Origin of the sequence: Streptomyces sp. NPDC048389 (assembly GCF_040706335.1) — a bacterium.
GTDB lineage: Bacteria > Actinomycetota > Actinomycetes > Streptomycetales > Streptomycetaceae > Streptomyces.
Genome location: NZ_JBEZKP010000055.1, coordinates 19,507 through 46,029, shown reverse-complemented (window position 1 = coordinate 46,029; position 26,523 = coordinate 19,507). Strand labels below are relative to the sequence as shown.

Below are 26,523 nucleotides of genomic sequence, written 5' to 3'. Positions count from 1 at the left end.
GATGTCCGCTTCCGCTACCAGACGGACGGCGGCGTGGCCTGCAAGGGCTTCTCGGCCGACTCCATCACCGTCACGGCGCTCCGCGCCAACCCAGGGACGGCGGCGCGCTCCGCGCACCGCTGGGCTGATCTACGTTGCAAACTAGAAACCCGGTGGTCAGCGAGGCCATAGACAAAGACGCAGCGACGCGGGGAGGAGGTGCCAGCCTCGCCCGGACTCCGACTTTCAGTTTTCTGAATTCCTTTTTCAATCCCGCTCCGCGTAATTGAAAACCGCTGGTCGCTCATTATCGCTATCCCCCTTCCTTTTGTCGAATTCGCTTGTTTCGTCGATCCTCTCAGGGAATCTATTTCCCGTCAAGGTGCCTTCTAGTCGGGTTACTCAACTCGTTTTCCGAAATTTCCGGATCGCTCGATGGGGCGTATACCTTCATTCCCGTGTGCGCTATTACTGCTTCGATCCTACGCCATTCTTTGTGCTCAACTCGCCGGGTATGCAAGAAGTCTTCTGCCTCGTAGTTGTCGAGGGCTCGCCCAGCGGTTTCCCTCTCGCTTTCCTGTGCTTCGTCGGCAGCCTCGGAGACACCTTCTGGCGTCATTCCTGTGGCTTGCTCACGCACCCGGAACCGGTAGTACGCGACGGAGAGCGGGTCGAGGACTGTCGGCGTTCCGAGAGGGAGCAGCCAGCGGGCCGGGAGGCCGGTGTGGGCCAGGGTCGTGGGGAGCTCGACAGGTTCGCCGTCTGCGTCACGGAGAAGCCCCTGGATCTCGTACGTGGTGTCGAGTGGGAGGCCGAGGAGGCTGGCCTGCTCGCTCGTCAGGGGGAGCGCCACGTTGCTGGTCTTGAGTGTCTCGACTCCGTCGACGGTGGGCGAGGCCGGCGGTCCGAGGTGGACGTCGGTGACGGTCAGGTCGAAGCGCTTGCCGCGGTGGAGGTGCAGGCGCATATCGGCGGCGAAGGTCGCGCGGTCGCGCGGCAGGCGGTCGCGGAGGCTGCGCGGCAGCCGCTGGGGAACGCAGACCATGTAGGTCTCGCCGATCCGGATGTCGCGGGCTCGCATCGGGTCCTCCTGGGTGCCGGGGCGCAGCTGTCACGCTGGGGTGTCACGTTGGGCCCAGAGGCGGGGTTTGGGCTGTCTGTGCAGGTCAGAGGGCGTGACAGGGGCAGCGTGACAGGGAGCGTGACAGGGGGCGTGACAGTCGGGGTGCCTGGTTCCAGGCTCCTCTTCGCGGTGGCCGGCCGCCAGGGCGTGCGGGAGCTCGGGGCGGACGTCTCTCTCGGTGGGTCGGCAGTCTCGTTCGCCCGCCGTGCAACGCATGGTCTGGGCTCTGCATCGCGGGCCGTCTGCCGAGTTCAGGGGTGCAAGGCACTGCCCTGTTGCACTCGCGCGTTGCACTATCACAGCCCCCCTTGACCGCGGTCTGTCGGCAGATCGCATCACTGGTCAAGGGGGCCCGTTTTGACCCTTGACCAGTAGGTCTGTCTGATCTTTTCGTCGGTGGGGCGTGCTCGTTCGTCGACGGAGCTCCTGGGTGCCGCGCAGAGCGGCCGTTCGGACCCTGACCGCCCGTGGCAGCAGGAAGGCCCCCAGCGGCCCTGTGAGGGCGTCTGGGGGCCTTCCTGGGCGGGTTACGCCTCTACGTACGCGACCACGATGACGGACCTCAGAGCAGTCACGTAGTAGATGACGGTGACGTCTTCCATGTCGTCGTCGTACCGCCACAGCTCCGGATCCGATCCGGGGATCTCCTGGCCCATCGTCGGGTCGACGGACAGCGCGGCCAGGGCGCGATCAAGAGCGTGGACTTCGGCTTCGGAGAGCTTGTTGATCTGGGTGATCGCGGCGTCGGTGAAGCCGACTTTGGCGCGTCGGCCTCCTTGCTTGGCCATCAGGCGACGTTGCCGCGCTGGCTGGCGAGTTCGGCAAGGCGACGGTCGCGGACGACTTCCCAGGGGATGGTGGTCTCCGGCGCGGGCAGGCCGTTGGCGGCAACGTCCTCGAGGAAGGCCGCGAGCTCGTTCGCGTTGGACTGCTGACGGGCGGCGTAGGCCCGGAGCGCGTCTGCGCCCTTCGCGGTGACCGGCTGGCGGTCGAGTGCCGGCTGCTGCTCGTGGTCGCTCATGGCGGGCTCCTGGCGGTGTGTGACGTCGTGTCCACGGTAGCGGCGGGCCGGGGCCGGGCGCAGCCCCTCCACCGCGTCGGTACGGCGCATCTGGCCATCCGGCAGGAGGGCCGAGGGGCCCAGCTCGTCATGCCGCAGCGGGCGCCGGCATCGGGTCCGACTTCGCCAGACACCTCTGCAGGGAAGTAGTCGGCGCTCGATACTCCGCTAAATCGCGGCGCTGGCCTGGGGTTTCATACGTTCCGACGACACAGCCCGATGCGACCCGGGGCCCGACTTAGGGCGCGACCTGGAGCGCGACCTAGGACGCGACCCAGGGCGCGACCTGCTTGCCGGTGGGCAGATCGGCGTATCCGCTGCCCGCCGGAGGAGTCGAGCGAGGTGCAGCTCCGGGACGACGTCGAGCACCAGGACGTGACCGGGGACGAAGGCCGACGGGAACCTCGGGTCGACTTCACCGAGCCGCCAGAGGGTGCCGTAGAGAAGTAGTCGGCGCCAGGGAGACCCCTTGTTCAAGCGGGTGACCAGCAGGTTCCGCCCTTCGCCGAGGAAGGTTGAGGCGCCTTGCAGGGCGCCCCCCGAGGCGCCCTGGAAAGCGCCTTGTAGGGCGCCCTGGAAAGCGCCCCCCGAGGCGCCCTGGCCAGCCGCGCCCGGGAAGGGCGCAGGCTCTGCCCTCTGCAAGGTCCTGTCGGCGATGACCTGTACCGGGTGGGGACCGCGGTGGACGTCGGTACGGGTCCAACTTCTGCGGGGAAGTAGTCGGCGTGCGCCAGGCCCCTTGTCCGAGTCGCTGAGCTGCACCTTCGTCCTCGTCGCGTGAGGAGCAAGGGGACCTGGAACGGAACCAGGAAGAGGACTCGAAACGGTACTCCGAAGAGGATTCGAAAAGGGACTTCAAAGAGAACCGCAGCAGAACGCATCGGTTCCCCTCTTGTACGGGTCTGACTTCTCCAGATCCCTCTGTAGAGAAGTAGTCGGCGCGCCGGTGGCCCCTTGCCCAGCTCGCTGATCTGCGGTTTCGGTCTGTCTGGGAGATGGCTGGGGGCAAGTTGTAGGGCAAGTCGTGGGGCAAGTTGAAAGGCAAGTTGTAGAGCAACTTGGAGGGCAAGTTGTAGGGCAACCTCGGTTAGGCGGATGCCGCAGGCTCTATCGGCATTCTCCCCATGGTCGCGCGAACAGAGCGGCGGCCCCCGGATGGGATCCGGAGGCCGCCGTTAGGGAAGTGCTGAGTTGCCTATTCGATGGTGAAGTCCATGTAATCGAGGTCAGCAAGTTCGACGTCAACGTTGCCGTGTTTTCCGCCTTCGTTGATGTATTCGTTCTGCATGAATGCCTGAAGGATCTCCTGTGCGCGTGCGTCGTCGCCGTGTTCCAACGCGTCCCACAGAGGGGTGGCGTAGGAGGCGGGGAGCGTCTGCGCGATGTTGCGCCAGCGGCTGTCCGGGGTGGATGTGCCCGTGGCGGAGTTTCCGTATCCGAACTTAGCGCGGCTCTGGATGCGGACGGATTTTCCCTTGGCTTCGTTGATGACCTTCTTCTTGAGTCCAGGCTTGGCGCTGTCGCGGACTTCCTTGTCGAGCTTGTCGGCGATCTCCTTCGGCGGGTTCTTCCGCTTCCCGGAGAGGTAGCGGTACACGGAGTCGACCTTGACCCCGAGGCGAGCGGCGAGGCTCTTCTTCGCGGCTGCCTCCCTCTTCTTGGGGTCGGTCTCGGTGCTGCGCTTCATCTCGTCCCGCAGCAGCGCGCCGGCCTTGCCCTTGGTGGTCTTGGGCAGGTCGCGCTGCTTGGGGGTGAGCTTGTCGTGGACGGCTTTGCGCATGCCGTCGAGGATCCGGTGGCGGTTGTTGTTCTCGGTGGTCATCGACTACCTCACTCCCCTTCGTCGAAGCGTTCGCCCTCGCGGGGGGCGACCTTCTTGGCGGCGTTGATTCCTTCGGCCTGCAACTGCTGGAACCATTCGAGGGAGCGGATGCCCTCCACCTTGGCGAAGCCGGGGCGGACACCGAAGTTGAAGGCTCCCTTGATCACGGTGGGTGCGGAGTCCGGCCGGATGGCTTCGAGCGGGTTGGTGGTGTGCGTCGGGTAGAGGACGCAGTCGGAGTACGTGGCGAGCGGGGCCCGGCCGGTGAGCTCCAGCGTCTTCACGATCTTGCGGTGCTGGACGACGCGCGCGGTGGAGATGACCGCGGCCCGGATGTCGGGGCGCCACCAGAACTTCGTCATCTCGGACCATTCCGTGCCGGGCCGGTAGCCGGGGATGTAGCTGGGGGTCTGCGCGAGCTTGCCGATGCCGGACTTGACGCTCTGCTTGATCGCCTTGAGGACGGTGCGCTCGATCGGGTCGCCTTCTCCTGCGGCGTAGCGCTCCATGGCGGCGAGGAAGTCCTCCATGGGCATGTCCTCGGTGATGCCGAGGCCGAGGTTGGCCATGGTCGTCTTGTAGGCGGTGGCGAGGCGCTCGTTCCACGGGTCGAGCCAGCCTGACGGGAGCGGGGTGCGCAGCCACGCTTCGATGGGCTCCACCTTGATGCCCATCTTGCGGGCGTAGTCGCAGGTCTGGGTGGTGTACCAGCGGGGGCCGGCGGGCGGTTCGCCGGTGTTGGTGAAGGGGCTGGGCAGGCGCGGGTCGAGCGGGTTGGGCTTGCCGTCGGCGACCTGGAGGTCGAGGTGGGCGCGGGAGAAGTCGACCTTCCACGCGCCGGGGACCTTCGGGTCGAAGGCCGGGTTGATGTGGTGGACCGGGTCGTCGTTGCCGCCGACCAGGAGGCGGGAGGAGGACGAGAGGAAGGAGGTGTTGGTGTCGATGCCGATGACGTGCGCGAAGGTGGCTTCTTCGGCAGTGGTGTCGCGGTGCCAGCTCCAGGCTTCTTCCCGCATGAACTCTTCGTCCGGGCGCTGCCCGTTGGGGAAGGTCTCGAAGACGACGGGGTGGTTCTCGTTGGCCTCGCAGGGGACTGCCTTCACCGTGCGGTGCAGGTGCTCCTCGATCTTGCCGGGGACGTACTTCTGCTCTTCCTCGCTCCAGACCGGGCGGGTGGAGGGGCGCAGCTGGAGCATGAGCTCCAGACCGCTGCTGCCCATCGTGCCGCGCGGAGAGATGACGCGCTGGGTGTAGATGCCGAGGGTGCGGGCGATGTCGGCGGCCGGGGTGTCCTCGCCGAGGTACCAGCCGGACTTCGCGCCGAGGGCGTCCCAGGGGACGATGCCGATCTGGACGCAGGCGCGGGTTCCGCCCTTCTCCTTGTCGATCGGCTTGTAGATGCGGGTCCAGGGGCTGAAGCCGCGCTTGGTGAGTTCGAAGCCGCTCTTGGCGATGGCCTTGACGACCTTGTGGTTGTCGGGGAGGCGCTGGCTGCGGACGTCTTCGAGGGTGTCGGGCAGGCCGAACTTTTTGGTGGCGGCTGCGGTGAGGATGACCATCGGGTCGCCGTCGGTGCCCCACTTGTGGAGCCGCTTCGCGCCGAGTCCGGCGTCCAGTGCCCACTTCACGAGGGTGGGGATACTGCGGGCGGTGCAGTCCACGGTCCGGCCGTCGACGAGGTGGGCGATGACGTTGCCGTCGTCGGTGACGTCGAGAACGGCGAGCGGCCCGTTGGGGAAGTTCGCGTCGGCGGCCGGGGCCGGCTGCTGGCTCGCCGGGGCGGGGGCATCTGCGGGACGTGGGGAAGGGGTCTGCTCCGGTGCGGCGGCCGGGGCGGGGGGCACCGAAGCGGCCGGGGCCGCGGCGGGTGCCGGCCGCTGGTTGAGGTGCGGGGCGACCACCGGGTTGAGGTGGGCGAACTCGGGAGCGGTGTAGCCCTGGTCGCACCGGTAGAGGCCGGGGAGTTCGGCGTGCTGCCACTGGCCGTCCGCGTTGATGGCAGGGGTCAGGTTTCCGCAGCGGACGCACTGTCCGCGCGGAACGTCGTTGATGATCGCGGCCATGTGGTCCTCCTGCTCTGCGGGGGGTGCGGTCGTCTCGGTGCCCGGGGTGTGGGAGGCGCTCTGGTCGGTGGTGAGCGGCTTGGCGGTGTTCTGGTCGGCTGTGTCGGGGAGCTCGCCCTGCGTGGGGCCTGCGGCGGGCTGGGGGCCTGCGTCGGGGTTGCCGTCGCCGCCTCCGGGGCCGTCGCTGTCTCCGGGGGTGTCCTCGTCCGGCTCTTCTTCTCCGGAGGGCAGGACGAAGGTGTAGGTGTCGACGGTCGTGCGGCCGGTGCGGATCTTATTGCGCAGCGCGTTGTTGGAGATGAGGAGGTCGTTTTCGCGCAGGCCGCGCAGGCCCAGCAGGGAGTCTTCGATGTTCGCCGCGTCCGCGATGGGCTTGAGGGCGTTGCTGAACACCGCGACCTGCTGCGGGCCGAGGTAGAGCCCTTCGAGCTCTCGGGCGGCGAGCATCGGCGCGTCGGTGCCGCCCCGGAGGTACGCCTTGTAGACCTCCAGGTCGGGGAACGCGCCGGGCCGGGACGAGACGGCCTGAGCGACCGCTGCGAGGAGCCGATCGGCAGGGGTGCCGCCGCGCTCTTCCAGTTCCATGGTCAGCGTGCCCAGGCGTTCCTTGGCGGCGGACAGTGCCGCTTCGCGCAGGCCGGTGATGTCCAGCATCTCCTCCAGGCGTCCGGCCCCGGCGACCGCGAGGGCCAGGTGCTCGCCGAGGGTGGAGGTGACGCCGTCCTGGCCGCTGCCCAGTTCGTCCTCTGCGGTGTCGACGGCCTCACGGAAGTCGTTCAGCCGCAGGTCGGCGAGCAGCCAGCGCAGGGGCCAGCCGTAGCTGCGGTGGCTGAGGACTTCGACGCGCTTGGCGGTCTTGCCGTCCTTGACGATGGGGGTGGGGATCTCTACGACTCGGGCGGCGACGCCCTCGTTGGTGATCCGGCCGGTCACGGAGACGTTGCCGGTCGCCAGCATGACCGATTCCCATCCGGCGGTGGTGCGGGAGCCGCCGCCGCGCAGACCGATGGTGCGCTTGGCGCCCTGGGTGATGGTGAGGATGGTCTGTTCGAGCTTGGGGCCGTTCAGTCCGGAGGCTCCCAGCTCGTCACGGAACGCGGGGACGACGGCCAGGGAGGACAGGCTCTCCAGCAGGCCGATGGGGCTGACGCTCCAGCCGGTGACGACGAACTTCGGGTTGCCGAAGAGCCCGGCCGCCGCGTACATCCCGGTGGTCTTGCCCTGGCGGGCCCCGCCTACTGCGAGCATCCAGAACGCCTGGCGCTCCAGCGGGCTGAGGTAGACGCCTCCCAGGGCGCAGCCGATGATCAGGGCGAGGCGCTCGTTGCCCTCTTCGGCCGCGAGGGTGAGGAGCTTGCGCCAGTTGGTGCGGGCCCGGCCTTCGCTGAGGAGTTCGACGAAGTAGCCGGCGGGGGCGACGTCGCCGGAGGGCACCACGAGGGTGTCCTCGTTGACCCAGCGGGGGACGGCTTCCTGCTCGGGAGCGTAGGTGACCGCGATCTCGTTGATGGCGGTCTGGACGGCCTTCTGGACCTTGTCGTCGGCGGACAGCGGCACGTTGAGCATCTGTGCCCACTCGCCGGTCTTGACCTGGTCGGGGGTGCACTTGGCGATCTCTGCGCCCTCGTCCAGCGACATGGTCAGGCGCAGGTCGTGGCGGGCGCGGCGGGCGGCTCCGTCGCGGACCACTAGCTGCTCCAGCACGTAGGGCAGGACGGCGGAGAAGTCCCAGACCTCGATGCGCTCACCGGTGCGGGGGTCGCGGACGGTGGTGAGGCGGTAGACGCCGCGGTCGTACTCGTCCGAGCCGTCGCCGAGGGAGTAGCGCCACTGGCCGGTGGACATGGCCAGTGGGTAGGCGGGCTCGGTTTCCGCGGGCTTGGGCCCTGAGCGCTTGGGCCCGCTCTTTCCTGTGCCCTTGGGGGCGGTCTTCTGCGCGACGGTCTTCTTGGCGGCCGGGGCGGCGGGCTCCGTGTCCTGTTCCTGCGGGGCGTCTGGGAGGGGTGTGGCGGGTTCGGTCAGGGCACCTTCGAGGACGATCGGGTCGACGTCTTCGAAGTCGTCCAGGCCATGTCCGGCGTTCAGGTGGTCGGTGGCGTCGGCGCCGTCGGTGTCGACGGGCGTGCGCACGACGCGGACCGAGGCGGCGACGCCTTCGAGCTCCTGGGCGACGTGCGCGGCGTGGCGGTAGCCGACCAGGTCGTTGTCCGCGACGATCACGACGTGTGCCCCGCGCAGCTGCTCGGTGTGCTGGCCGGACCAGGACCCGGCGCCGTTGGAGTGCGAGGTGGCGATGCCTCCGGCCGCGGTGATGGCGTCGGCGTCGCCCTCGCCTTCGGTGACGTGGATGGTGGCGCCCTCGGAGATCGCCTTGACGACCAGCGGGAGCTGGTAGAGACCGAGCCAGTCGCCCAGCTTGCGGCCGGGGTAGGGGTTGGTGCCATCCGGGTAGCTGGTGGCGAACTTGCGGCCCTTCTTCTTGGTGTCGGGGCAGGCCGCATCGGTGCACTTGTGCCGGTGGATCCGGGCCAGGACGGTGCCCTGGGCGTCGGTGTAGGTGTGGGTGGTGACGGCGTAGGCGTGGCTGTGCCCGGCCATCGCCTTCTTCATCTGTGCCTGCGCGGTCTTGCGGGCCTTGGCGACGTCCTTGGCTCCGGTGGCCTGCGCGCGGCGCGGCGCTGCCGGGGCGTCGGTGGACGTACGGCGACGCGGGAGGGGGGTGGTCCGTCCGGCCTTGGCCTGCGCGTCGGCGGACAGGCCGTCGTACAGGTCGGCCCAGGACAGTCCGAGGGCGTCGATCACGGCCTTGCGGTCGCAGCCGGCCTTGCAGTCGAAGACGACGCGGCCGGACTTGTCGTGCGTGGGAGGCTTCCAGTCGGCGGAGAGCGACGGGCTGTTCACGTCGTGGACCGGGCACAGGGCGTCGAGGCCGTCGCCGCGGGGGCGGGGGTTGCAGTCGGCGGCTTCGAGTGCGCTGGTGAAGCGCTCCAGGCTGGAGCGGTCGTGCGAGCTGGCGGTGCGGGTGTGGGACTGCGTGGTCATCGGGCCTCACCGCCGTGGGTGAGATCCGTCTTGGTGACATAGGGGTCATATGAGCTGGGGATGTGGCTGATGGCCGGAGCCATGGGTACCCTTCCAAGAGAGCGAGTCGTCACCTGCTCCCTTGACGCCGGTTGATAAGGCCGAGGTCCTTCGGGATTGATAACCCCGATCGGGTGCAGGTGGCGATCTTCAGATGAGGGGCCGGATTCTCTTTCGCAGGGGTACCGGCCCTTTGTCGTGCCCGGGGTCAGGCTGCCGTTATCACGCCAGGCCCTTCCCGCCGGTCGCGGACGATCTCCTCCACCAGGTCCTGCAACTCGTGCAGTGAGGCGAGGAAGGATTTCGGGTCCTTCGCGATGGCTCGGGCCGCGGTGGCGTTCAGCAGCCCCACGGACAGCGCCATGGCCATCCGCCGGCCGTTCTCCGGCGTGATGCCGCGCCGTACTCCGTGCCCCGGCACCCCGGCCGTCGCGGCGATCGACTGCGCGGTCGGTCTCGACACGGCGCCCGACATGCGGGCGATCTCCGCGAACGTCACCCCCTGCCGTTGGTCCGGTCCACGGTGAGCTGAGGTCGGTGGCTCGCCAGAGCGCATTGACGTCTCCCCATCGTTCTTTAGCAAACTGATCAGCCAACAACCTACACGACACCAGCGCCCCGTGGATCAAGACTCGCCACTCCCATCAAAATTCGTCACACAAATTACGAGCGGCAGGCCCGGCGCCTCAGCGGCGACCGGGCCTGCCCAGCAGGTCAGTTGGCTGCGGTGTCGCCCTCCTTGATGTGGATGGGCATCAGGAGGTAGCGCAGCGCGGCTCGGTCTGCGGCTGCGTCGTGGAGCAGCGCGGGCTTGTACGGGCTGACCAGGTTCACCTGCACGGTGCGGCACTTGAGGGCGCGCAGGCCCTGGAGGAGGAAGCGCGGGTTGAACGCGATCCGCATCTCCTCGCCCTCGATGGCGCAGCCGTCGATGCGGTCGGTGAGCTGGGTGATGTCGCTGGAGCCGCTGCGGATGAGGAGTTGGCCGGCCGGGTCGGCGTGCAGGTGCACCGGGACGTTGCGCTCGCCGACCAGCTCGATGCGGTTGAGCGCGTCGACGAGCGGGCGGGTGGCGACAGTGAGCGTGGTGGCGAACTCGGTGGGGAGGAAGGGGCGCAGCTTCGGGAAGTAGCTGCCGCCGTCCAGCGGTTTGTGGGTGAAGGAGACTCCGTCGGCCGCCAAGGTGAGCGGCTGGTCCTCGGTGCGGGGCAGAGCGAGCGTGACCGTGTCCGCGCGGCGGAGCCCCCAGGCCGTGTCGGCGAAGGCCTTGGCCGGGACGACGACGGACTGCGGGGTGCGGCGGCCGGTCCCCTCGAAGGGCAGCTCGCGGTAGGCGACGCGGTAGCGGTCGGTGGCGGCCAGCTGGAGCTGGTGGCCGGACAGTTCCAGGCGCAGGCCGGTGAGGATCGGCAGCGTCTCGTCCGTCCCGGCCGCCATGGCGACCTGGTGGACGGCGGCGGCGAAGTCGCGGCCGGTGAGCGTGGCCGGCGCCGGGGCGGGGTCCGGCAGGGTGGGGTATTCGTCCGCCGGCAGGACCGGGATGCTGACCCGGGTCTGCGCGAAGGACAGGTGGGCCCGGCCGAATTCGACGGTGAGGTCGACCGTGCCGTCCTTGGGCAGCGTCCGCGCCAGGTCCCGCAGCGCGCGGCCCGGGATGACGACCGTGCCGGCTTCGCGTACGGCGGCGGGGACTTCGGCCCGCGCGCTGACGGAGAAGTCGTACGCGGCCAGGGTCAGCGTCTCGCCGCTCGCGGTGAGCTTCATCCCGGCCAGGACCGGGACGGCGGGGCGGGTGGGAACGCGGCGGGCGACCAGGCGCAGAGCGGTGGTCAGTTCGGCGGAGTCGAGGATGAGCTTCATGCGGCGGTGCTCCTTCGTGGGGTGGAGTGACGCGGGGAAGAGGCTGCGGTGAGCAGTTCGAGGCGGCCCGGGTTGGCGGTGCCGTCCTCGCGCGGGTGCAGGAGGGCGACGGCCCGGCCGCGGTAGACGAGGCGGCCGTTGTCGGCCAGGTCGAGGGCGGGCTCGGGCTTGTCGCCGTTCTCCAGCGGGCTGGGGTCGTAGACGGGCTTGGTGTCGATGCGCTGGCCGTCGATCAGGAGGCCGTGGTGGTCGCAGACGATGCGGTGGCCGTGCCGATGGATGACCAGGGCCTGGCGGTTGGCGGCCTTGTCCTCGCGGTCCCAGCGCCAGCTCCGGAATTCGTCGTGGCCGCTCATCGCTGCGCCTCCCGGTCGGCGAGGGCGGCCAGGACCCGGGCGTGGCACGGCTGGCCGTCAGCGCACCAGCACCCGAGGACCTTGCCGCGCAGCGCGGGCAGCTCCCGCTCCAGCAGGGCGGGCCGCCCGGTGAGCCAGTCTTCGTAGCGGGCGACGACCTCGTCGGCACTCCCGTCCTTGCCGACCTTGAACGGGTTGGCGAGGAGGTGGCCGTGCAGCCGCCAGCCGCCTTGGAACATTGGGCGGCCGACGTAGACGAACCGGTCGGTGGACAGCAGCGGGTCGCCCTGGCGGCCCTTGAGGCACACCACGGTCGTCGCCGGGGTGTGCGTCCCGCACGTCGGGCACTGGCACAGCGGCCGGCACACCCGGTCGGCGAGCCAGACCGGGGTGAACAGCCCCGGCTGCGCCAGCCGGTACGCGGCGGGGCGGCGCAGGTGGGTCTCCGGCGTCGCCCGGACGAGGCGGTCGGGTCGGGCGTAGAGGGCGCGGCACCGGTCGTGCTGCCCGTGCGTGCACGGGCACGGGAGCTGGCAGGCACAGCTGGCCGACCAGTCCTGATCCGGGCCGCACCACCAGATGTCCTCGTTGGCCAGGTGGAAGTCGGCGATGACGTGCTGCTCGATCCACGCGACGGCGGCCGGGCTCATCGGTTCCGACGCGCAGGGGGCCGCCGGTGGCGGTGTCGCCGGGGCGCGGCGCGCCGGGGCGGCGGGTCCGGCCGGCGTGACGGCGGCGGCGAACAGGTCGAGCTGGCCCTCACCGGCGTGGCGCGTCACGCGACCACCTCCAGGTCCTCGCCGGTGATGGCCTCCACGAGGGCAGAGACAAGGAGTTCGGCGACCGGCGGGGTGACGGCGTTGCCGTACTGGCGAACCTTGTCGGTCTTGTTCCCGAGCACGATGTAGTCGTCGGGGAAGGCCATGGCCCGGCCGATCTCGTGGGGCTGGAGCATCCGGAACCGGACGTCGCCCATGTCCATCTCCCGGGCGGCTTCCACGACCGACCAGCGGTCCTTCGTGGTGAGCGTGCCGACCGGGTCGCTCACCGGGCGCGCGTTGCCGTTGCTGTAGTACGGGACGAGCAGGGTCTGTGCGGTGACCAGACCGTGGTGGTTGCCCGACGCGGTGACCGCGCCGACGGGCTCGTCGACGGACCGGGCCGCGGTGCGGCAGCCGCCCCCGCGCAGGGAGATCTGGAACGGCGGGATGGCCAGCCCGTCGCACTCACGGGTCGTACGGGTCGGCATCGGCCGGTGAAGAGGGGCGGCCTCGCTGCGCCAGGTGCCGCCGGCCGGGACGGTGACGGGACTGGCGTACTTGGCGATCCCCGCCCGGATCCGGTCCATGGTGGCGTCGGCGAGCGGCTCGCTGCGGTCCGCGATGCGCTGACCCGGCATCGACCAGTCGATCGCGGCGGACGCGGGGACGACGGCGGGTTCCACGATGGCGTTGCGGCACCCGACCTGCGGGCAGCGGTAGTAGTACTGGCCGTAGCGGCCGTAGGCGCCCATGTCGACGCCCGGCTTCTTGAACACCTGCAGCGCCCTCACCGGGCGGTCGCACGGGACGCAGTACGCGACCGGGCGCAGCCACTTGTCCCAGTCGGGGGCGCGCCCCAGGCTCTTGTGCCAGTAGCCGACGAACAGCCGGTTGCGGGACTGCGGGGCCCGCTTCGAGCGCCGCGCGACGACGTGCATCGAGTTGATCGCGATGACGCGGGTGTTGTACCCCTCCGCGCGGATCTCGCGCAGCCAGCGCCCCCACTGGTCCCACTTGCGGCATTCGATGACGTTCTCCACGACTCCGGCCAGGACCGGCTTGCCGCGCAGGTTCATCGCCCGGAGGTAGCGCGGGACTTCCTCCATCAGGGCCCGGGACCTCTTGGTCTCCGGGTCGGGCTCGCTCTCCCCGAACAGGACGCCCTGGGTGCTGGAGTCGAAGTCGCGGCGCTTGCCCCGGGCGTTCGACCAGGGCGGGCACGAGGGGGAGGCCCAGAAGATGTCCGCCCGCGGGAACGTCTCGATCCGGGCGCGGGCGACGTCGCCCTCGAAGTGGTCGGTGTCGGGGAAGTTCGCGGCGTGGCTCGCCACGGACTGCTTGTTGTGGTTGGCCGCGAAGATGAGGCGGGTGCCAGGAACCTGGGTGGCTCCCTGGGAAGAGCCGCCGACGCCGGCGAACTCGTCGTAGATGTCCAACATCAGCGGGACCTTCCTTCGAGCACGGAGCGACGCAGGGAAGGGGTGAGGGCACCGACGCGCGCGCGAAGCTCCGGGTCGGGGATCCACAGACCCTGGCGGCCGGTCGCCTTCACCGGGGTCGCCAGTGGCGCCGCGTCGGAGATCTCCCAGTGCCAGGCGGCGCTCTTGTCGGCCCAGGCGCTGCACGAGGCGTCGCAGTCGGTGTGCGCGCCCGTCAGGCGGGCGACGGCGATGACCGCGCCGCGCACGCCGGGCAGGTCCTCCCGGCCGGGGAGCTGGGCGTATGCGGTCTGGTCGGTGCGCAGTCCGGCGTGGAGATAGAGGACACCCGTGTAGGTGGTGCGGCGCCCGCGGTTCTCGATGTCCTTGCCGAGGTAGGCCAGGGCGTCGGCCCAGGGCTGCCACACGGTCAGGGCCCGTACGGCATCGGGTTCGGTGATGGTCGGCGGCGTCATCAGGCGGCCCTCCCGCTGAGGAGTGCGGACAGGCGGCGCGGCAGCGGTCGAAGGGCGCGGCGCCCGCGACGGCCGCGGCCCTTGGCCTCGTACATGGCGGTGTCGGCGGCCTTGAGGGCGGTGGACGCGGACGGCTGCGGCAGCTCGGTGGTGTGCACCGTGCCGATGGAGGCGGTGAAGGTGAGTGGTCCGCCGGGCCACGGCACGGGCTGGGCCAGCGCGTCGGCGAGGCCGGCCCGTACGGCCGGGAGGTCGCCGGTGGTGAACGCGGCGGCGAACTCGTCTCCTCCGAGCCGGGTCAGGGCCGGGCGGGTGGTGCTGCGGTCCTCGAGGAAGTCGGTCAGCCGGGCGGCGGTCGCGATGAGTGCGGCGTCGCCCGCGTCGTGGCCGAAGGTGTCGTTGATCGGCTTGAAGCCGTTGAGGTCCAGAAGGAGAACGGCGTTCGCGGTGCCCTTGCGGATCATCCGGTCGGTGCGGCGCGTCCAGGTGCGGCGGTCGGTGAGGCCGGTGAGGGGATCCGTGCGTTCGGCGCGCAGCTGGCGGTAGAGGAACGCGGCGTGGGCGGCCCAGCCTGCGGCCGGTATCGCGGCGGCGGTGAGGATGGCGGTCTCGAACATCACCGCACCTCCCCGGCGGGCACGACGACGGCGAACTGGTCGCCGCGCGGCACGTAGTGGACGTGGGCGCCGTTGCCGTGGGCGCGGGCGGCCTCGTCGGCGGTGAGGCCGGCGCGCGGGTTTCCCGCGGGAAACGCGGTGAGGCGGGTGCAGCCGCGGCCGTCGCACTCCGGGCACCAGGAGCTGGCACTGTTCTGTGCGGGCAGCAGTTCGGTTGCGGGCGGGGCGTTGAGTGTGGTCATCTCGGTCTGCTCCTTGTTGGGGCGTTGGGGCGTGCGCTCGCTTTCGTAGGCGGGAGGGCACGCCCCTTCTTGCATGGGCGGGGTGCAGGTGGTGCGGTCAGTCGCCGTGCAGGCAGAACGGGCACGTGCAGCGGTGGTGGGTGACCTGTGCGGTGTCGGTCGCGTGGGCGGCGGCCGGGTCGGCGGGCAGCGGCGCCCACTGGCTTCCGGCCCGTTCCGCGAGGACGAGGGCGTGCACCTTGTCGATGGCTCCGGACAGCACGGCCAGCCGGTAGGCGACCAGGTCCGGGTGTTCCTTGAGGCAGCCGCGGACCAGGACGTCGGCGAAGTCGGTGACCAGGCCGGTGGCGGCGCACTGGAGAGAGTCGAGGGCGGTGTCGAGGTCGCTCACCGACGGGTCTCCTGCCGGGAGGAGCCCGGAAGCGGGCTGCCGCCGGTGGAGGGCCGGGGGCGGGAACAGCGACGGATCCAGTTGGGCAGTCGGGTCGTTCCGGTGCTGCGGTTCATCGGTCGTACCTCTCGGGTCGGGCGGCCCGGAGCCGGGAAAACTCCGGGCCGCCTGGAGATGGTGAAAGGTTTTGCCTGTGGACAGTGGCCGGAGATTCAGCCGGTGGCCGGGGCCCGGGTCGCGACGATGCGGGCCTGCTCTTCGGTGAGGTAGGCCAGCGCGATCTGCCGGCTGCTGGCGCCGGGGGTCTTCAGCACGGCGGCACCGGGATAGCTGCGGCGCATCAGCGGGTCGACGCCCAGGTGCTGCGCGGTCATCCGGGACGACTTGCCCAGGAGCAGCACGGTGGCGGCCTCCCGCAGCTGGCCCGCGTCGCCTAGGCGGCGCAAGGCGGCGCGGTCCGCCCTGCCCAGGGCCAGGTGCATACGGACCGCGCGGCCGGCGAACGCGACCTCACCCAGCATCCGCACCGCGTTCTTCAGGTCGGGGCCCTCGGAGTGACGGGCCGCCACGATCGAGGTCGCCAGGTCGTCGACGGCCAGAAGGCGGCGCGGCCCGGTCACGGACTGCTCGAAGCGCTGCTGCATCTCCGCGTGGAACGCCTCGATCTGCGCGGCGAACGTGGCGGGGTCCGTGTTGATGTGCACGCCGGGAACGCCGTCGAACTCGCTGAGGCTGGCGGTCCGGGGGTCGATGATGTCGACCACGCCGCCGGTCGCCACGGTGTGGGCGGTGATCAGGCGCAGCGTGGAGGAGATGCCGCTACCGGTGCCGCCCTCGATGAGCAGGTGCGGGTACAGGTCGAGGTCGAGGGTGATCGGGCGGCTGTTGGACGGGTCGACGCCCAGCGGGAGCAGCTGCTTGTTGTGCGGGTCGGGGGTGTAGGGGACGGCCATGGGGTTCCTCTTCTCGGGTCGGTTGGTGCTGGTGGCGGTCATGTTCTTCGGGAAAGCGGACACCTCAGTCGCCGGAGCTCTCCGCGATGGCGGCGGCGCGCTCCAGGAGCTCCAGCACCGCGCCGACGGTGGGGGCGGCGACGTTGTTGTGCACGGCGATCTCGTGGGCGCGGCGGACGGCGGCGGCGTCCTGGCCGTGGCGGCGGGCGTCCTGCTCCAGGCGCTCGATGTACGCGTCGGACGGCTGCGCGTAGGCCGGGGTGGTCATCGCGGCGCGGATGTGGATGTGGGAGCGCAGCGCGGTGTCGTGGTCGGCGGGCACGGCCTGGAGGGCACCGAGGATGCAGTGCTGTCCGCGGTTGTCGCGCAGGACGCCGCGGCACCATCCGCCGGTGGCGAGTTCGGCGGCGGCGCGGCGGATGTGGACGCTGGCGCGGTCGGCGGGGCGCAGGTGCCGGCGGGTGATGCGGGCGAGCAGGCCGGGCCGGGCGAGCTGCTGGGCGGCGAGGGTGGCGCGCTGGCTGCGCTCGACTTCGGCGAGGCCGGCCGCCGCGAGTGCCTTGATGTCGAACGTCAGCTTCGCGGCCGGGACGGGCGACGCGGGGAGGGGGTTGGCGGGGCTGGTCTCGGTGAGGTTCTTGAGCCAGCCCTCCACCTCGTCGGCCAGCATCTGGGCGCTGGACTCGATCTGCTGGAGCGTTGCGGTCATGATGGGGGTCTCCGGTTCTCTGTTGGGGTTCCGGGGGCCCGGGGCGGCCGGCTTTCCTTTGCCGGTGGACGGCCGCCCCGGGGCGAATTCAGCCGAGCGTCACGTCGATGACGTTGATCGGCCGGGCGGGGTCGTTGAGGACCAGGACCGCGTCGCGGCGGTGCCGGATGGCGGTCAGGTCGCCGGCCTCCAGGAGCGCGAGCGAGCGGGCCTCGCGGGTGACGGTCGCGTCGACCACCACGCACTGCCAGCCCTTGGCGCCGGTCTCCTTGTGCTGGGTCGGGATCTCGACTCGGTACTTCATGGCGGGGGTTCTCCTTCTCTCTTCTCGTGTCAGGCCGCGACGTGTTCGGCGGCCTGGTCCTTCTCGCCGTCCTGCGGGTCCTCGTCGTCGGGGTCGGCGGGGATCGTGCCGTGCGCGGCGTGGGCCAGGAGGATCAGCAGGTCGTGCGCGTCTTCGGCGGCGGTGCCCAGGCGCTGGGCGAGTTCGATCTGGCCGTTGGCGGTCGCGGCCGTGGACATCGCCTCGATGAGCACGGCAACGTCGGCGGCCTGGCGGCGGGCCCCGAGGATCCCGGCCTGGTAGGCGGGCGGGTCGGGCAGCAGCCGTACGGCCTGGATCGCGGCGACCTCCATCAGCCCGTACGCGGTGTCGGTCTGCGCGTCGAGGTGCCGCATCAGGTCCTCGCGGTCGGTGTGGGGCGTGGCGGTCGTGAGGGTCTCGGTGAGGTTCATCTCGGTCTCCTTCGTCGGTGTCTGCGAGGTGGGCTCCGTCCGGCGGGCCGTGCGCCCGCCGGACGGTCGGGTCACAGGCCGCGGATGCGGAAGCCGCGCAGCGCGACGATCGACAGCAGGCCCCAGGCCAGGACGGTCAGGCCGGTGGCGACTTCACGGCCGGTGGCCGGAGCTCCGCTCCAGACCATCCAGGCGGTGCCGGCCCCGACGACGCCCCAGGCGAAGCGCGCGCCGAACGAGGTCGTCGCCCAGGACAGGAAGCCGGTGCCGAGGACCGCGAGCTGCCAGGCCGCGTACGCGGTGCCGGCGCTGACGGCCAGGCCGCGGGTCTGGCCGGTGAGGTAGGCGCGGACCGGTTCGGTGATCGTGGCCAGCAGGCCGGTGTGGGAGCGCGGCCCGGTGTCGACGTGCACGTTGGTGATCAGCGAAGCCAGCGCGAGGATGCCCTTGATGAGGGCGGTCAGCAGGGTGCCGCCGACCCCGAGGACGACCAGGAGCGCGAGGCCCCCGAGGGTCGCCTTGATCCAGTCCTCGGTCTCGTCCCAGCCGCCCGTGACGGCCTGGCGCACCTCGTCGCCCCGGTCGGACAGCCACTCCCCCGAGGCGTCCTTCGCGCGGTGCAGCAGCACGTTGGTGACGCTCCGGCCGTAGCCGCCGTTGGCCAGCCACGTCGACGGCGTCTTGTCCGTGGTGGCGGTGTCGCCCTCGGGGCGCGGGGCGGGGAAGGGCTGGAGCTCGTGGATGTTGGTCTTCGGGTCCTGCTCGTCGGGCTGGTCGGTGGTCACGGTGTCGGTCTCCTTCGAGAGGGGTGTCCATCTGCTACGGGTTGTTTTTCGGGGGGTGCGTGTGACAGTCGGCGCGAACTTTTTTCGGTGGAGCTCCTTCGTCCTGGCGGCCGGGGGCCGGCCGGTCGTCGACGCCGATGCCCGGGGCGGGTGCGCCGGGGATCAGCGACGTCGGCCGGTCAGACACTCAGTGATCCGATCCAGGTGAAGAAATTGGTAAGTCCTTCTCCGACCGTGGGACCGATGGAGGAAGAGGCGACGTAGAAGCCGAATGAACCGGCGACGAGGATGTGCCAGACCTTCATGACGCCGAACTTGACGCAGGCGGCGCAGACCAGGGCCAGGAGTATGACGATCGAGACGTTAGCCATTTCTAATTCCCCGCTATTCGCTCGTTTTTGGGATAGAGGTATCCCGGGCCGTGATGGGAATGGGTTATGGATTACCGGGAGTGGCGGCCCGGCCTGTGATATCCGGGCCGCCGACCCGCAGGGTTTTTCTACCGGTTGGCGACTTCCTTGACTCCCGTGCGGGGGAGTTTCGCCTGCCAGCGCTTGAGGTCCTTGGGCCACCAGGCGGGGTAATTCCCGACCTGGAACGTGCCCGGGATGTCCTCGCCCTCGCGCTTCTTGTAGCGCTGGCGGGCCTTGACGAAGTTGTCCTTCGGCATCTCCAGGAAGGCGGCGGCGGCGTCGTTGCCGACGATCGCCTCCGGCTCCGGGCTGGGCTTGATCAGGGGGACGACGACTCCGTCTTCGCTCCTATGGACATCACTTTCAGTGACGGTCTGGCTTGCCCCGTTACTGTCGGTTTTATCCATGGACTGTCCATGGACACTTCCCTGGTGATCGCTAGGCGTGGACACTTCCGCCTTGACCATGGACACCGGCTCCGGAAGGGCCTCGGCCTCACGCTCCGCAATCGAAACGTAGGGCGCCGGCGCGACCGGGTCGCGGCCGTTGAGCGCGTACTCGCGGGCCTCGCGCTCGTCCACGAACACCAGCTGGCACACCCGCTCCGACCCCCCGATCACCACGACCGCGCGGCCGTTGTGGCGGCTGGACTTCGGCCGGGGCGTCGTCGCCACGAGCGAATTCCACGCCTGCGGGGAGAAACGGGCGAGAATCTTCGCGCCGTACTGGTCACGCAATTCGGTACCGCCTGCGGCACGTGCGGTAAGCCGCTGGTAGACCGAAATAATGTTCATGTTGGCCTGACGGCCCTTGAACAGACTCTTCGCGACCTGGCCGAACACCGGCGGGCGCGCCGGGTCCTTCTTGTCCTTGACGTCCATCCAGGTCTGGTAGGACTCCTCCGCGAAGTCGTTCTGCTCCTCCATGACGAGGAACCAGCGCGGGAAAGTCGCGGACTTGTCGGCCTTTTTGATCTGGTAGCGGCGCTCCATTTCCAGCGCGAATTTCGCGATGGCGGCCCACTGCTCCATGATCTCGGTGTGGATTTCGACCTCGGGAATTCCGTCGAGGCAGTCCAGCGAGATCAGCTTCGGGTCGATGATGATGAACTTCTCAGCGCCCTTGCGGATCTGCTGGACGATGATGTTCCTCAGCGTGCTGGACTTGCCGCCACCGGTGCCGACGGACAGTCCCACGTGCGGCGTCTCGTCCTCGAAGTCCAGGACGATCTTCTCGTTGCGGGTGCCCAGGCCCAGCAGGACCTGCGAATCCGGCAGGCTGTCGATGATGTCCTGGACCTCGTTGAACAGGACCTTGGCCGGCGGGCGCGGCGGGTGCTTGAACGTCACCACGAAGTTCTGGTGGTCCCAGGACGCGTCCCACTCCCCCGGAATCCGGCGGCTGACCAGGTTCTTCAGCCGCGTCTGCTCGCCGTCGCCCAGCTCGGCCTCCGGCGGAATCTTGACCGACAGGGCCGCGTCGGCCTCAGCCGCGGCCCGGCGCTCCAGCCACCAGGCCACCAGCTTCAGCGCGCGGAACCAGTCGAGCCAGGCGACGGGCCGACGCAGCAGCTTCGCCCAGGCCAGGGAGAGGCGGGCCACCGTCGCGGAGGCGTCGATGCGCTCCACCAGGCGCTGCGGGAGACGCTCCCGCAGCAGGCGGCGCTCCGCCTCGGGACCCATGAGGTGCTGGGGGATCGTGACCCACCGGCGGGAGTCGTCGGTGGCCGGGATGTCCGTCAGGATCTTCTTGGCGGCGGCGAAGAACGGGCGAACAACCTGGTCACGGTGGCGACGGGCCGCCCGGCCCCGGCGCCAGACCCACACCAGGGCCGCCAGGAGAACCAGCACCGTGGTGACGAACCAGGTCCGGTAGTTCATCCAGAGCCAGATCACGGCCACCAGCACCACCGCGAAGACCAGGAGGAACAGTGCCACGGCCCACCTGGGCATGAGGCTCACCCAGTGCCGCTTGTGCCCGTTCGCCCAGGCACCGGGCATCCAGCCGGGCGCATCCGCCGGCTGCATCGGCATCTGCTGCCGGGCCATCGTGCGCAGCAGCCGCCGCTCGCTACGGCTCCCGCCCCGGCCGGGGCTGAAGAGCAGCACGAGCAGCAGGACCGCCGCTCCGATCATCCATACGGGCATCGTCACTCACCCGCCTCAAGGCCGGCGGACTTCCCGTCGACCACGTGGACGGTGCTCGTGCGGCCCTGCGCGAAGAGCATCTGCGCCGCCAGGACGTCCTTCATCCGGGACTTGCCGCTGCCCGTCGTGCCGAAGAACAAGGCCGCCTCGTCCTCCAGGACCACCAGGGGCAGGCCCTCCCGCTGCTCGATGGCGCTGCTCCCGCTGCTCCACGTGTCCTCGTTGCCGGTCCCGTCCCGCTCCGGACCCTGCTCTCCGCCTGCCAGACTGCTGCTCACGGTCGTCTCCTCTGCTGAGTTGAAGGGCCGTACCGGTCGGCGGGCACTGCTGCCAGGCGATGAACCCGCCGACCGGACCACCCGTTCACTACGGGGTTGAACTGGTGTTCTGCTGTTTGATTCCTGCTGAGGGGGCCTGCTGTAGCCCTGGTGTATCGCCGGAACCGGCCAGGAGAGCGACAGCGCGGTAACTCGGCCGCCTGCAATCCCCTGCCGTCCGGCCTCCACATCAGGCCCCTGTCGTAGGGCGCAGCGGACGGATGTTGCTCCGGCGCTGCTCGTCGTAGTGCTTCTTGGCGACGCGGTACGCCTGGCCCTCGTTCACGCCCTGCTTGCCGTGCTCAGCGAGCCACCGAACGAGCTGCCCGGCCACTGCGCTGCCGGTCTCGCGAATCGCGTACCGGATGGCGTCCGCGTTGTTCAGCGGCTCCAGCGCCTTGGCGTGCACCTCGGCCTCGCTGAGAACCGGCTCCGGCTCCGGCGCGGCCTCCGGCTCCTCCTCGCGGGCCCACACGGTCGCGTTCGCGACGGCCTCGGCATCGCCCGACGCCTGCTCCGGGAGCGGAGCGCCGCCGGGGCCCTTGGGGTCGTCGTCCGGGTTGTCGCCGTCGTCGTCCTTGGTCGCTTCGGCGATGCGCTTCCACTCCTCGTCCAGGTCGACCGTCTTGATCAGCGAGACCTTCGGACCGTTCGACGCGGGGAGGGGGTCCGCCTCCGTCGCCTGGACCGTGACGACCGGCGCAGTCGTGATCCACGGCGAGTCCAGCTGGACGTCGACCAGGCCCCGCGTGTGCTGGGAGACCGCACGCAGCGCCAGGAGCTGGTCGCGCTGCGCCTGGATGGTGGCGACGCCGGCCTTGCGGAACTGCTTCTGCATCCGCCGCGCCGTGCGCCGCGACCGCATCCCTTCCTTGCCGTCCTTGCCGTTCTTGAGCTGCGCCTCGTACTTCTCGGTGAGCGCCGCGGCCTTGACCGTCGCCCGGTCACGGGCGATCTGGTCGGCGTCCCGGTCGCGCTCCACCAGGCCCAGACGAGCCAGCGTCCGCTCCCGCATCTGCCCGACCAGCAACGCCCACAGGCCGTTGTCACGGGCCTTCGGGTTGGCCTGCCGGAGCTCGATGCCCATCGCCAGATGCCACAGGAACGCAGAGGCCATCGGGCCCATCACCGTGCGGAACAGCGCGGCCGGGAGACTGCCGGACTCGGTGAACGCGGGGACCGCGAGGAACGCGGACACCATCCACACCGCGATGCCCGGGGCGCCCGTGCGGTTCTTCTCCGGGTTCCGCAGGTTGGTGCGGGCCGCCAGCGCCAGGGAGAACAGGGCGATCTCACCGACGCCGAACAGAAAGGCCCGCTCGAACTCGTTGGTGATCCCCAGCTCGCTGCCGACGAACCGCCAGGCCGTGTCACCCGACACCCCGGTCGCCAGTACCGCGGCCACCGACAGCATCACGACGGACAGCGGGCGCTTCTGCTCCGGCTCCCCGATCTCCTCCAGCAGCGCGCGGCGCTCGGCGAGCAGCTTCTGCACCTGCTTCACCACCACGAGCAGCAGGATCAGCGCGAGGACACCCCCCGCCGCGATCACGATCCAGGGGTCCGCGTGGAAGCGATCCCCGATCCAGTTCGTCATGTCTTCTCCTCCCGGTCGAACGCGTCACCCATCAGCGCTACACAACACGCATGCGCTACTTGCTTACCTGACACAAGGTACGCGGGCCGACCGTTTCACACAACCTGGCACCGCTACTTTCTTCCGCTACTTAGAATCGCTTCACGCGGCCTTGCAGGTGGAAGCTGCTTCGAGATGCTTCTCCAGTCGACGCGGGAGGGGGGTCGGAGCAGGGGAGCTGTCCACGAACGGAGCCGCCCTGGCGACGTAGCGCTGCTGGAGGGGGAGCAGGCCGCCGTGGATGCTGTCCCGGGTGTCGCCAGTGAGGATCGCGAGGGAGAGGCAGCGGTCGCGGACGGAGCAGGCCTGGCAGATGCTGCGCTCCTGCTCGGTGCGTACGAGGTCACGGGCAAAGGAGCGGGTACCAACCGTGTCCATGAGCCAGCGCTCGGAGTCGAAGCGCCGGCACTCCCCCATCTCGTCGACCGCGGCCGCCAGTTCGTCCATCGGGACGGAGTCGCGAACCATGGCGACGCGGACGGCGAGTTCGGTTGCGGTGTCGAGCGGCAGTACGTTCATCGGTGCCCCCTCCGAGCTGCGGTGATCGGTAGGACAAGCCAACCGTTCGGCGGGGCGGGGCAGTATCACGATGCTCTGCGGTTCTCTTTCAACCCGGACTTCATCTGGGTAAAGGGGCGAGTTGAAAACTCGTGTAGGTGCCGGGTGTTGGCGCTGCATCCGGAGGTCCTCCCGCTCGTCCGTACCGCCTGTCAGCTGCGGTCGATAGGCTGGTACTGCCTGTGATCCGGTTGTAGCTGTGAGGCAAGGCCGATCGGCAGGTGCAGCATGTGGCCGCCGCTGGTTGGCCACGTGGGCCACATCGGGGAGGACGGCGTGGGGCAGCGGCCGAATGAATTGACACCGCACAAGAGCCCGCAGCACTACCTGGGTGCGGAGATGCGCGCCTGGCGTACCCAGCGCGAGTTGTCCCTGGCCAAGTTGAAGGCTCGGATCAGGTACGACTACAGCTACATGGGCCGTGCTGAGCGCGGGGAGCAGGCACCGTCAGCCTCGTTGGTTCGGGCGTACGACGATGCGTTGGGAGCCGGCGGCGCGCTGGTTCGGCTTCAGGAGATGATCCAGAGCGGCGTCGGCGTGGACGTTTTGTCCCAGGCTCATGTGGCTAAAGCGGGGCTTCATGTGGCCAATGGGCAAGTGGCTCTGGCTGACAATCCGGACGTACAGGCACTGTCGGATGCGGAGGGGATCTCTGTCCCCTGCCGGACTTCCGACGGAAGGATCATCTTCGTGTCTGTACCTCGAAGGGCGTTTTTGGGAGGCCTCGGTGCCGCGGCTGTGGGCATCGCGGGTGCTCCGCTGGCAGAGGCCAGTTCATCGACGCTCCCGCGGTTGGTGGCGCCGGACCGCAATCCGATCGAGCACCTCCAGGCGATCCGCCGGGTGCTCATCGACTCGGACAACCTGTTCGGCCCTCACCAGTTGATCCCCAAGGTGCAGGAGCAGATCAACGCCATCACCGCGATGCGCGAGCACGTGGGCGGCGCGGACCGGCGCCAGCTTCTCCAGGTCCGGACGCAGTTCGCTGAGCTGTGCGGCTGGTTCCACCAGGACGCGGGCGACCACAGGGCGGCTCAGTACTGGACGGACCGCGCGCTTCAGTGGTCACACGGGGCTGGAGATCCGGATCTGACCGTGTACATCCTGGCGCGCAAGAGTCAGCTGGCCGGGGACATGAAGGACCCGGTTGAGGCCATCGACGTCGCGGAGGCTGCTGAGGAGACGGCTCGTCCACGCACTCGGCTCGCAGCGGTCGCGGCGACCTATTCCGCGCACGGGTATGCACTCCGGGGTGATGCGACAGGGACGCTCCGGGCGTACGACCACGCCCAGGAGCTGCTGCACCAGGTGGACCCCGATCCCTCCACAAGCTGGGGCGTCTGGCTGGACGACGCGTACATCGACGTCCATCGAGCGCGCAGCTTGTCGGCTCTCGGAGATCACAAGGCGGCAGCTGACGGCTTCCGCACGGCGATCGACGCTCTACCCGCGGGCTACCACCGCGACCGCGGCGTGTACTTGGCCCGCGAAGCGTTGGCGTACGCCGGGAGCCAGGAAGCCGATCAAGCAGCCAGCATCGGACTCGAGGCGCTCTCCATCGGCACCGAGACGGGGTCGGCCCGGATCATGACCGAGCTGGCGCAGCTCGACACTGACCTGCAGCAGTGGCGTACGGTCCCGTCCGTGCGCGAGTTTCAGGATGCGCTCAACGCGTCGGTGCTCCATGAGGCCTGATGGCCGCGCTCTGCTGCCCACTGTTGCTTTGACCAGGGAGATGACCTTGCCCCGCCCGTACGTTCTACTGAGCGTTGCCACCTCAGTCGACGGCTACATCGACGATGCGAGCCCCGACCGACTCCTGCTGAGCAACAGCGAAGACTTCGACCGCGTCGACCAGGTCCGCGCTGAGTCCGATGCAATCCTCATCGGCGCCGGCACCATCCGCGCCGACAACCCGCGGCTGCTGGTGAACAGCGAGCAGCGACGTGCCGACCGCGTCGCCCGTGGCCTGCCTGAGTACCCGCTGAAGGTCACCATCTCCGGCAGCGGCAACCTCGATCCCGATGCGAAGTTCTGGCATCACGGCGGCGAGAAGGTCGCGTACACCACCGACGCGGGAGAGGAGAAGCTCCGGGCCGGGCTTGAGGGTCTGGCCTCTGTCGTCTCACTCGGAACCTCCATCGACTTCGGCGCGCTCCTGGACGACCTGGGCGAGCGCGGCATCAAGCAGCTCATGGTCGAAGGCGGCGGCAGCATCCACACCGCCTTCCTCTCTCAGGGCCTCGCCGATGAGGTCCACCTCGCCATCGCGCCGCTCGTGGTCGGTGACACGGCGGCCCCGCGGTTCCTTGGCCCGGCCGCTTACCCTGGCGGGTCGACGCGGCGCATGACGCTCGCGGACGCGAAGACCATCGGGGACGTGGTGCTGCTGCGCTACCTGCCGAAGCAGGAGAGCGGCCAGTGACCGAGCAGGCGTGGACGGACGCCGACGAAATGTGGATGCGGATGGCGATCGAGCTGTCTCATCACTGTCCGCCGGCCGAAGGCGCATTCAGTGTTGGCGCGGTCATCGTCGACTCGGACGGGAACGAGGTCGCCCGCGGCTACTCCCGCGAGGGTGGAGATCCTCACGTCCACGCGGAAGCGGCAGCCTTGGCCAAGGTCGAAAGCCCTGAGCGTTTGCAAGGTGGCACGATCTACAGCTCGCTGGAGCCGTGCAGCCAGCGCCGTCAGCCCGTGCCCACATGCACGCAGCGCATCCTCGAGTCTGGCCTCGCTCGCGTGGTGATCGCCTGGCGCGAGCCGAGTCTGTTCGTTGACGACTGCCAGGGCTTCGAGATGCTCTGCGCTGCGGGCCTGACCGTGGTGGAGATCCCACTGCTTGCCAGCGGCGCTCGCGAGGCCAACGCTCACCTGCGCGGCATCTCCTCCTGAACTTCCGCTCCGCTAAGAGGCCCGGGTCGATGACCCGGGCTTCTTGGCTTCCCTGCTGAATCGTCTGTCGAGTTGACGTACTTGAACGTTATGGTGCAGTTCACAGGAGTGCATTCGCGCAGCTCA

27 protein-coding genes are annotated in these 26,523 nt (G+C 69.5%); 3 read left to right on the top strand and 24 right to left on the bottom strand.

The window, feature by feature from the left end:
- Window positions 1–346 precede the first annotated feature (346 nt).
- From AB0903_RS28265 to AB0903_RS28150, 24 genes are all read right to left on the bottom strand, one after another.
- A complete protein-coding gene (locus tag AB0903_RS28265) occupies window positions 347–1,060 on the bottom strand; it encodes a hypothetical protein (RefSeq protein ID WP_366707554.1) in 714 nt (237 codons plus the stop codon).
- A 569-nt stretch (window positions 1,061–1,629) separates the two neighbouring features.
- On the bottom strand, window positions 1,630–1,890 hold the full coding sequence (locus tag AB0903_RS28260) for a hypothetical protein (RefSeq protein ID WP_366707553.1): 261 nt from the start codon (window positions 1,888–1,890) through the stop codon (window positions 1,630–1,632).
- On the bottom strand, window positions 1,890–2,123 hold the full coding sequence (locus AB0903_RS28255; protein WP_366707556.1) for a hypothetical protein: 234 nt from the start codon (window positions 2,121–2,123) through the stop codon (window positions 1,890–1,892). Before AB0903_RS28255 ends, AB0903_RS28260 begins: the two co-directional genes overlap by 1 nt.
- A 1,234-nt stretch (window positions 2,124–3,357) precedes the next feature.
- A complete protein-coding gene (locus AB0903_RS28250) occupies window positions 3,358–3,984 on the bottom strand; it encodes a hypothetical protein (RefSeq protein WP_366707552.1) in 627 nt (208 codons plus the stop codon).
- A gap of 8 nt (window positions 3,985–3,992) precedes the next feature.
- Complete coding sequence (locus tag AB0903_RS28245) at window positions 3,993–9,089, bottom strand: DUF927 domain-containing protein (protein ID WP_366707551.1); 5,097 nt, start codon at window positions 9,087–9,089, stop codon at window positions 3,993–3,995.
- Window positions 9,090–9,336: 247 nt separating this feature from the next.
- Window positions 9,337–9,627 carry a hypothetical protein gene (locus AB0903_RS28240; RefSeq protein ID WP_366707550.1) on the bottom strand — a complete coding sequence of 97 codons (291 nt, stop codon included), beginning with the start codon at window positions 9,625–9,627 and terminating at the stop codon, window positions 9,337–9,339.
- Between the two features lie 215 nt (window positions 9,628–9,842).
- Window positions 9,843–10,988, bottom strand: a complete 1,146-nt coding sequence (gene dnaN / locus AB0903_RS28235) for a DNA polymerase III subunit beta (RefSeq protein WP_366707549.1) — start codon at window positions 10,986–10,988, stop codon at window positions 9,843–9,845.
- Entirely contained in the window at window positions 10,985–11,344 is a 360-nt protein-coding gene (locus tag AB0903_RS28230) for a hypothetical protein (RefSeq protein ID WP_366707548.1), read from the bottom strand. The genes dnaN and AB0903_RS28230 overlap by 4 nt, the downstream gene beginning before the upstream one ends.
- Entirely contained in the window at window positions 11,341–12,123 is a 783-nt protein-coding gene (locus AB0903_RS28225) for a DUF4326 domain-containing protein (protein ID WP_366707547.1), read from the bottom strand. Before AB0903_RS28225 ends, AB0903_RS28230 begins: the two co-directional genes overlap by 4 nt.
- Window positions 12,120–13,544, bottom strand: a complete 1,425-nt coding sequence (locus AB0903_RS28220) for a DNA cytosine methyltransferase (RefSeq protein WP_366707546.1) — start codon at window positions 13,542–13,544, stop codon at window positions 12,120–12,122. Before AB0903_RS28220 ends, AB0903_RS28225 begins: the two co-directional genes overlap by 4 nt.
- Window positions 13,544–13,999: a hypothetical protein gene (locus AB0903_RS28215; protein ID WP_366707544.1), complete on the bottom strand. Its 456-nt coding sequence runs from the start codon at window positions 13,997–13,999 to the stop codon at window positions 13,544–13,546. Before AB0903_RS28215 ends, AB0903_RS28220 begins: the two co-directional genes overlap by 1 nt.
- Window positions 13,999–14,616, bottom strand: coding sequence for a GGDEF domain-containing protein (locus AB0903_RS28210; protein ID WP_366707542.1), 618 nt, complete (start codon window positions 14,614–14,616; stop codon window positions 13,999–14,001). The genes AB0903_RS28215 and AB0903_RS28210 overlap by 1 nt, the downstream gene beginning before the upstream one ends.
- Entirely contained in the window at window positions 14,616–14,858 is a 243-nt protein-coding gene (locus tag AB0903_RS28205) for a hypothetical protein (RefSeq protein ID WP_366707540.1), read from the bottom strand. Before AB0903_RS28205 ends, AB0903_RS28210 begins: the two co-directional genes overlap by 1 nt.
- Window positions 14,859–14,955: 97 nt before the next feature.
- Window positions 14,956–15,249 carry a hypothetical protein gene (locus AB0903_RS28200; RefSeq protein ID WP_366707538.1) on the bottom strand — a complete coding sequence of 98 codons (294 nt, stop codon included), beginning with the start codon at window positions 15,247–15,249 and terminating at the stop codon, window positions 14,956–14,958.
- Window positions 15,250–15,461: 212 nt separating this feature from the next.
- Window positions 15,462–16,244: an FtsK/SpoIIIE domain-containing protein gene (locus AB0903_RS28195; RefSeq protein ID WP_366707536.1), complete on the bottom strand. Its 783-nt coding sequence runs from the start codon at window positions 16,242–16,244 to the stop codon at window positions 15,462–15,464.
- 22 nt (window positions 16,245–16,266) lie between these two features.
- Entirely contained in the window at window positions 16,267–16,911 is a 645-nt protein-coding gene (locus tag AB0903_RS28190) for a hypothetical protein (RefSeq protein WP_366707534.1), read from the bottom strand.
- Between the two features lie 88 nt (window positions 16,912–16,999).
- On the bottom strand, window positions 17,000–17,215 hold the full coding sequence (locus AB0903_RS28185; protein ID WP_366707532.1) for a hypothetical protein: 216 nt from the start codon (window positions 17,213–17,215) through the stop codon (window positions 17,000–17,002).
- Between the two features lie 29 nt (window positions 17,216–17,244).
- Window positions 17,245–17,646 carry a hypothetical protein gene (locus AB0903_RS28180; protein ID WP_366707530.1) on the bottom strand — a complete coding sequence of 134 codons (402 nt, stop codon included), beginning with the start codon at window positions 17,644–17,646 and terminating at the stop codon, window positions 17,245–17,247.
- A 71-nt stretch (window positions 17,647–17,717) separates the two neighbouring features.
- Window positions 17,718–18,431, bottom strand: coding sequence for a hypothetical protein (locus AB0903_RS28175; RefSeq protein ID WP_366707528.1), 714 nt, complete (start codon window positions 18,429–18,431; stop codon window positions 17,718–17,720).
- 179 nt (window positions 18,432–18,610) lie between these two features.
- Window positions 18,611–18,802 (bottom strand): hypothetical protein, encoded by a 192-nt coding sequence (locus tag AB0903_RS28170; protein ID WP_366707526.1) that lies wholly within the window; start codon window positions 18,800–18,802, stop codon window positions 18,611–18,613.
- A gap of 128 nt (window positions 18,803–18,930) precedes the next feature.
- Window positions 18,931–20,991: an FtsK/SpoIIIE domain-containing protein gene (locus AB0903_RS28165; RefSeq protein ID WP_366707555.1), complete on the bottom strand. Its 2,061-nt coding sequence runs from the start codon at window positions 20,989–20,991 to the stop codon at window positions 18,931–18,933.
- A gap of 2 nt (window positions 20,992–20,993) precedes the next feature.
- Entirely contained in the window at window positions 20,994–21,269 is a 276-nt protein-coding gene (locus tag AB0903_RS28160) for a hypothetical protein (protein WP_366707524.1), read from the bottom strand.
- A gap of 229 nt (window positions 21,270–21,498) precedes the next feature.
- Window positions 21,499–22,905, bottom strand: a complete 1,407-nt coding sequence (locus AB0903_RS28155) for a hypothetical protein (protein ID WP_366707522.1) — start codon at window positions 22,903–22,905, stop codon at window positions 21,499–21,501.
- A gap of 141 nt (window positions 22,906–23,046) precedes the next feature.
- Window positions 23,047–23,463 carry a WhiB family transcriptional regulator gene (locus AB0903_RS28150; RefSeq protein ID WP_366707520.1) on the bottom strand — a complete coding sequence of 139 codons (417 nt, stop codon included), beginning with the start codon at window positions 23,461–23,463 and terminating at the stop codon, window positions 23,047–23,049.
- A gap of 267 nt (window positions 23,464–23,730) precedes the next feature.
- On the opposite strand from AB0903_RS28150, the gene AB0903_RS28145 reads away from it, so the two are divergent.
- Genes AB0903_RS28145 through AB0903_RS28135 form a run of 3 tightly spaced genes read left to right on the top strand, consistent with a single transcriptional unit; the run spans window position 23,731 to window position 26,397 of the window.
- Window positions 23,731–25,197 (top strand): helix-turn-helix transcriptional regulator, encoded by a 1,467-nt coding sequence (locus AB0903_RS28145; RefSeq protein ID WP_366707518.1) that lies wholly within the window; start codon window positions 23,731–23,733, stop codon window positions 25,195–25,197.
- Window positions 25,198–25,237: 40 nt separating this feature from the next.
- Window positions 25,238–25,927, top strand: a complete 690-nt coding sequence (locus tag AB0903_RS28140) for a dihydrofolate reductase family protein (protein ID WP_366707516.1) — start codon at window positions 25,238–25,240, stop codon at window positions 25,925–25,927.
- Window positions 25,924–26,397, top strand: coding sequence for a deaminase (locus AB0903_RS28135; protein WP_366707514.1), 474 nt, complete (start codon window positions 25,924–25,926; stop codon window positions 26,395–26,397). Before AB0903_RS28140 ends, AB0903_RS28135 begins: the two co-directional genes overlap by 4 nt.
- Window positions 26,398–26,523 lie beyond the last annotated feature (126 nt).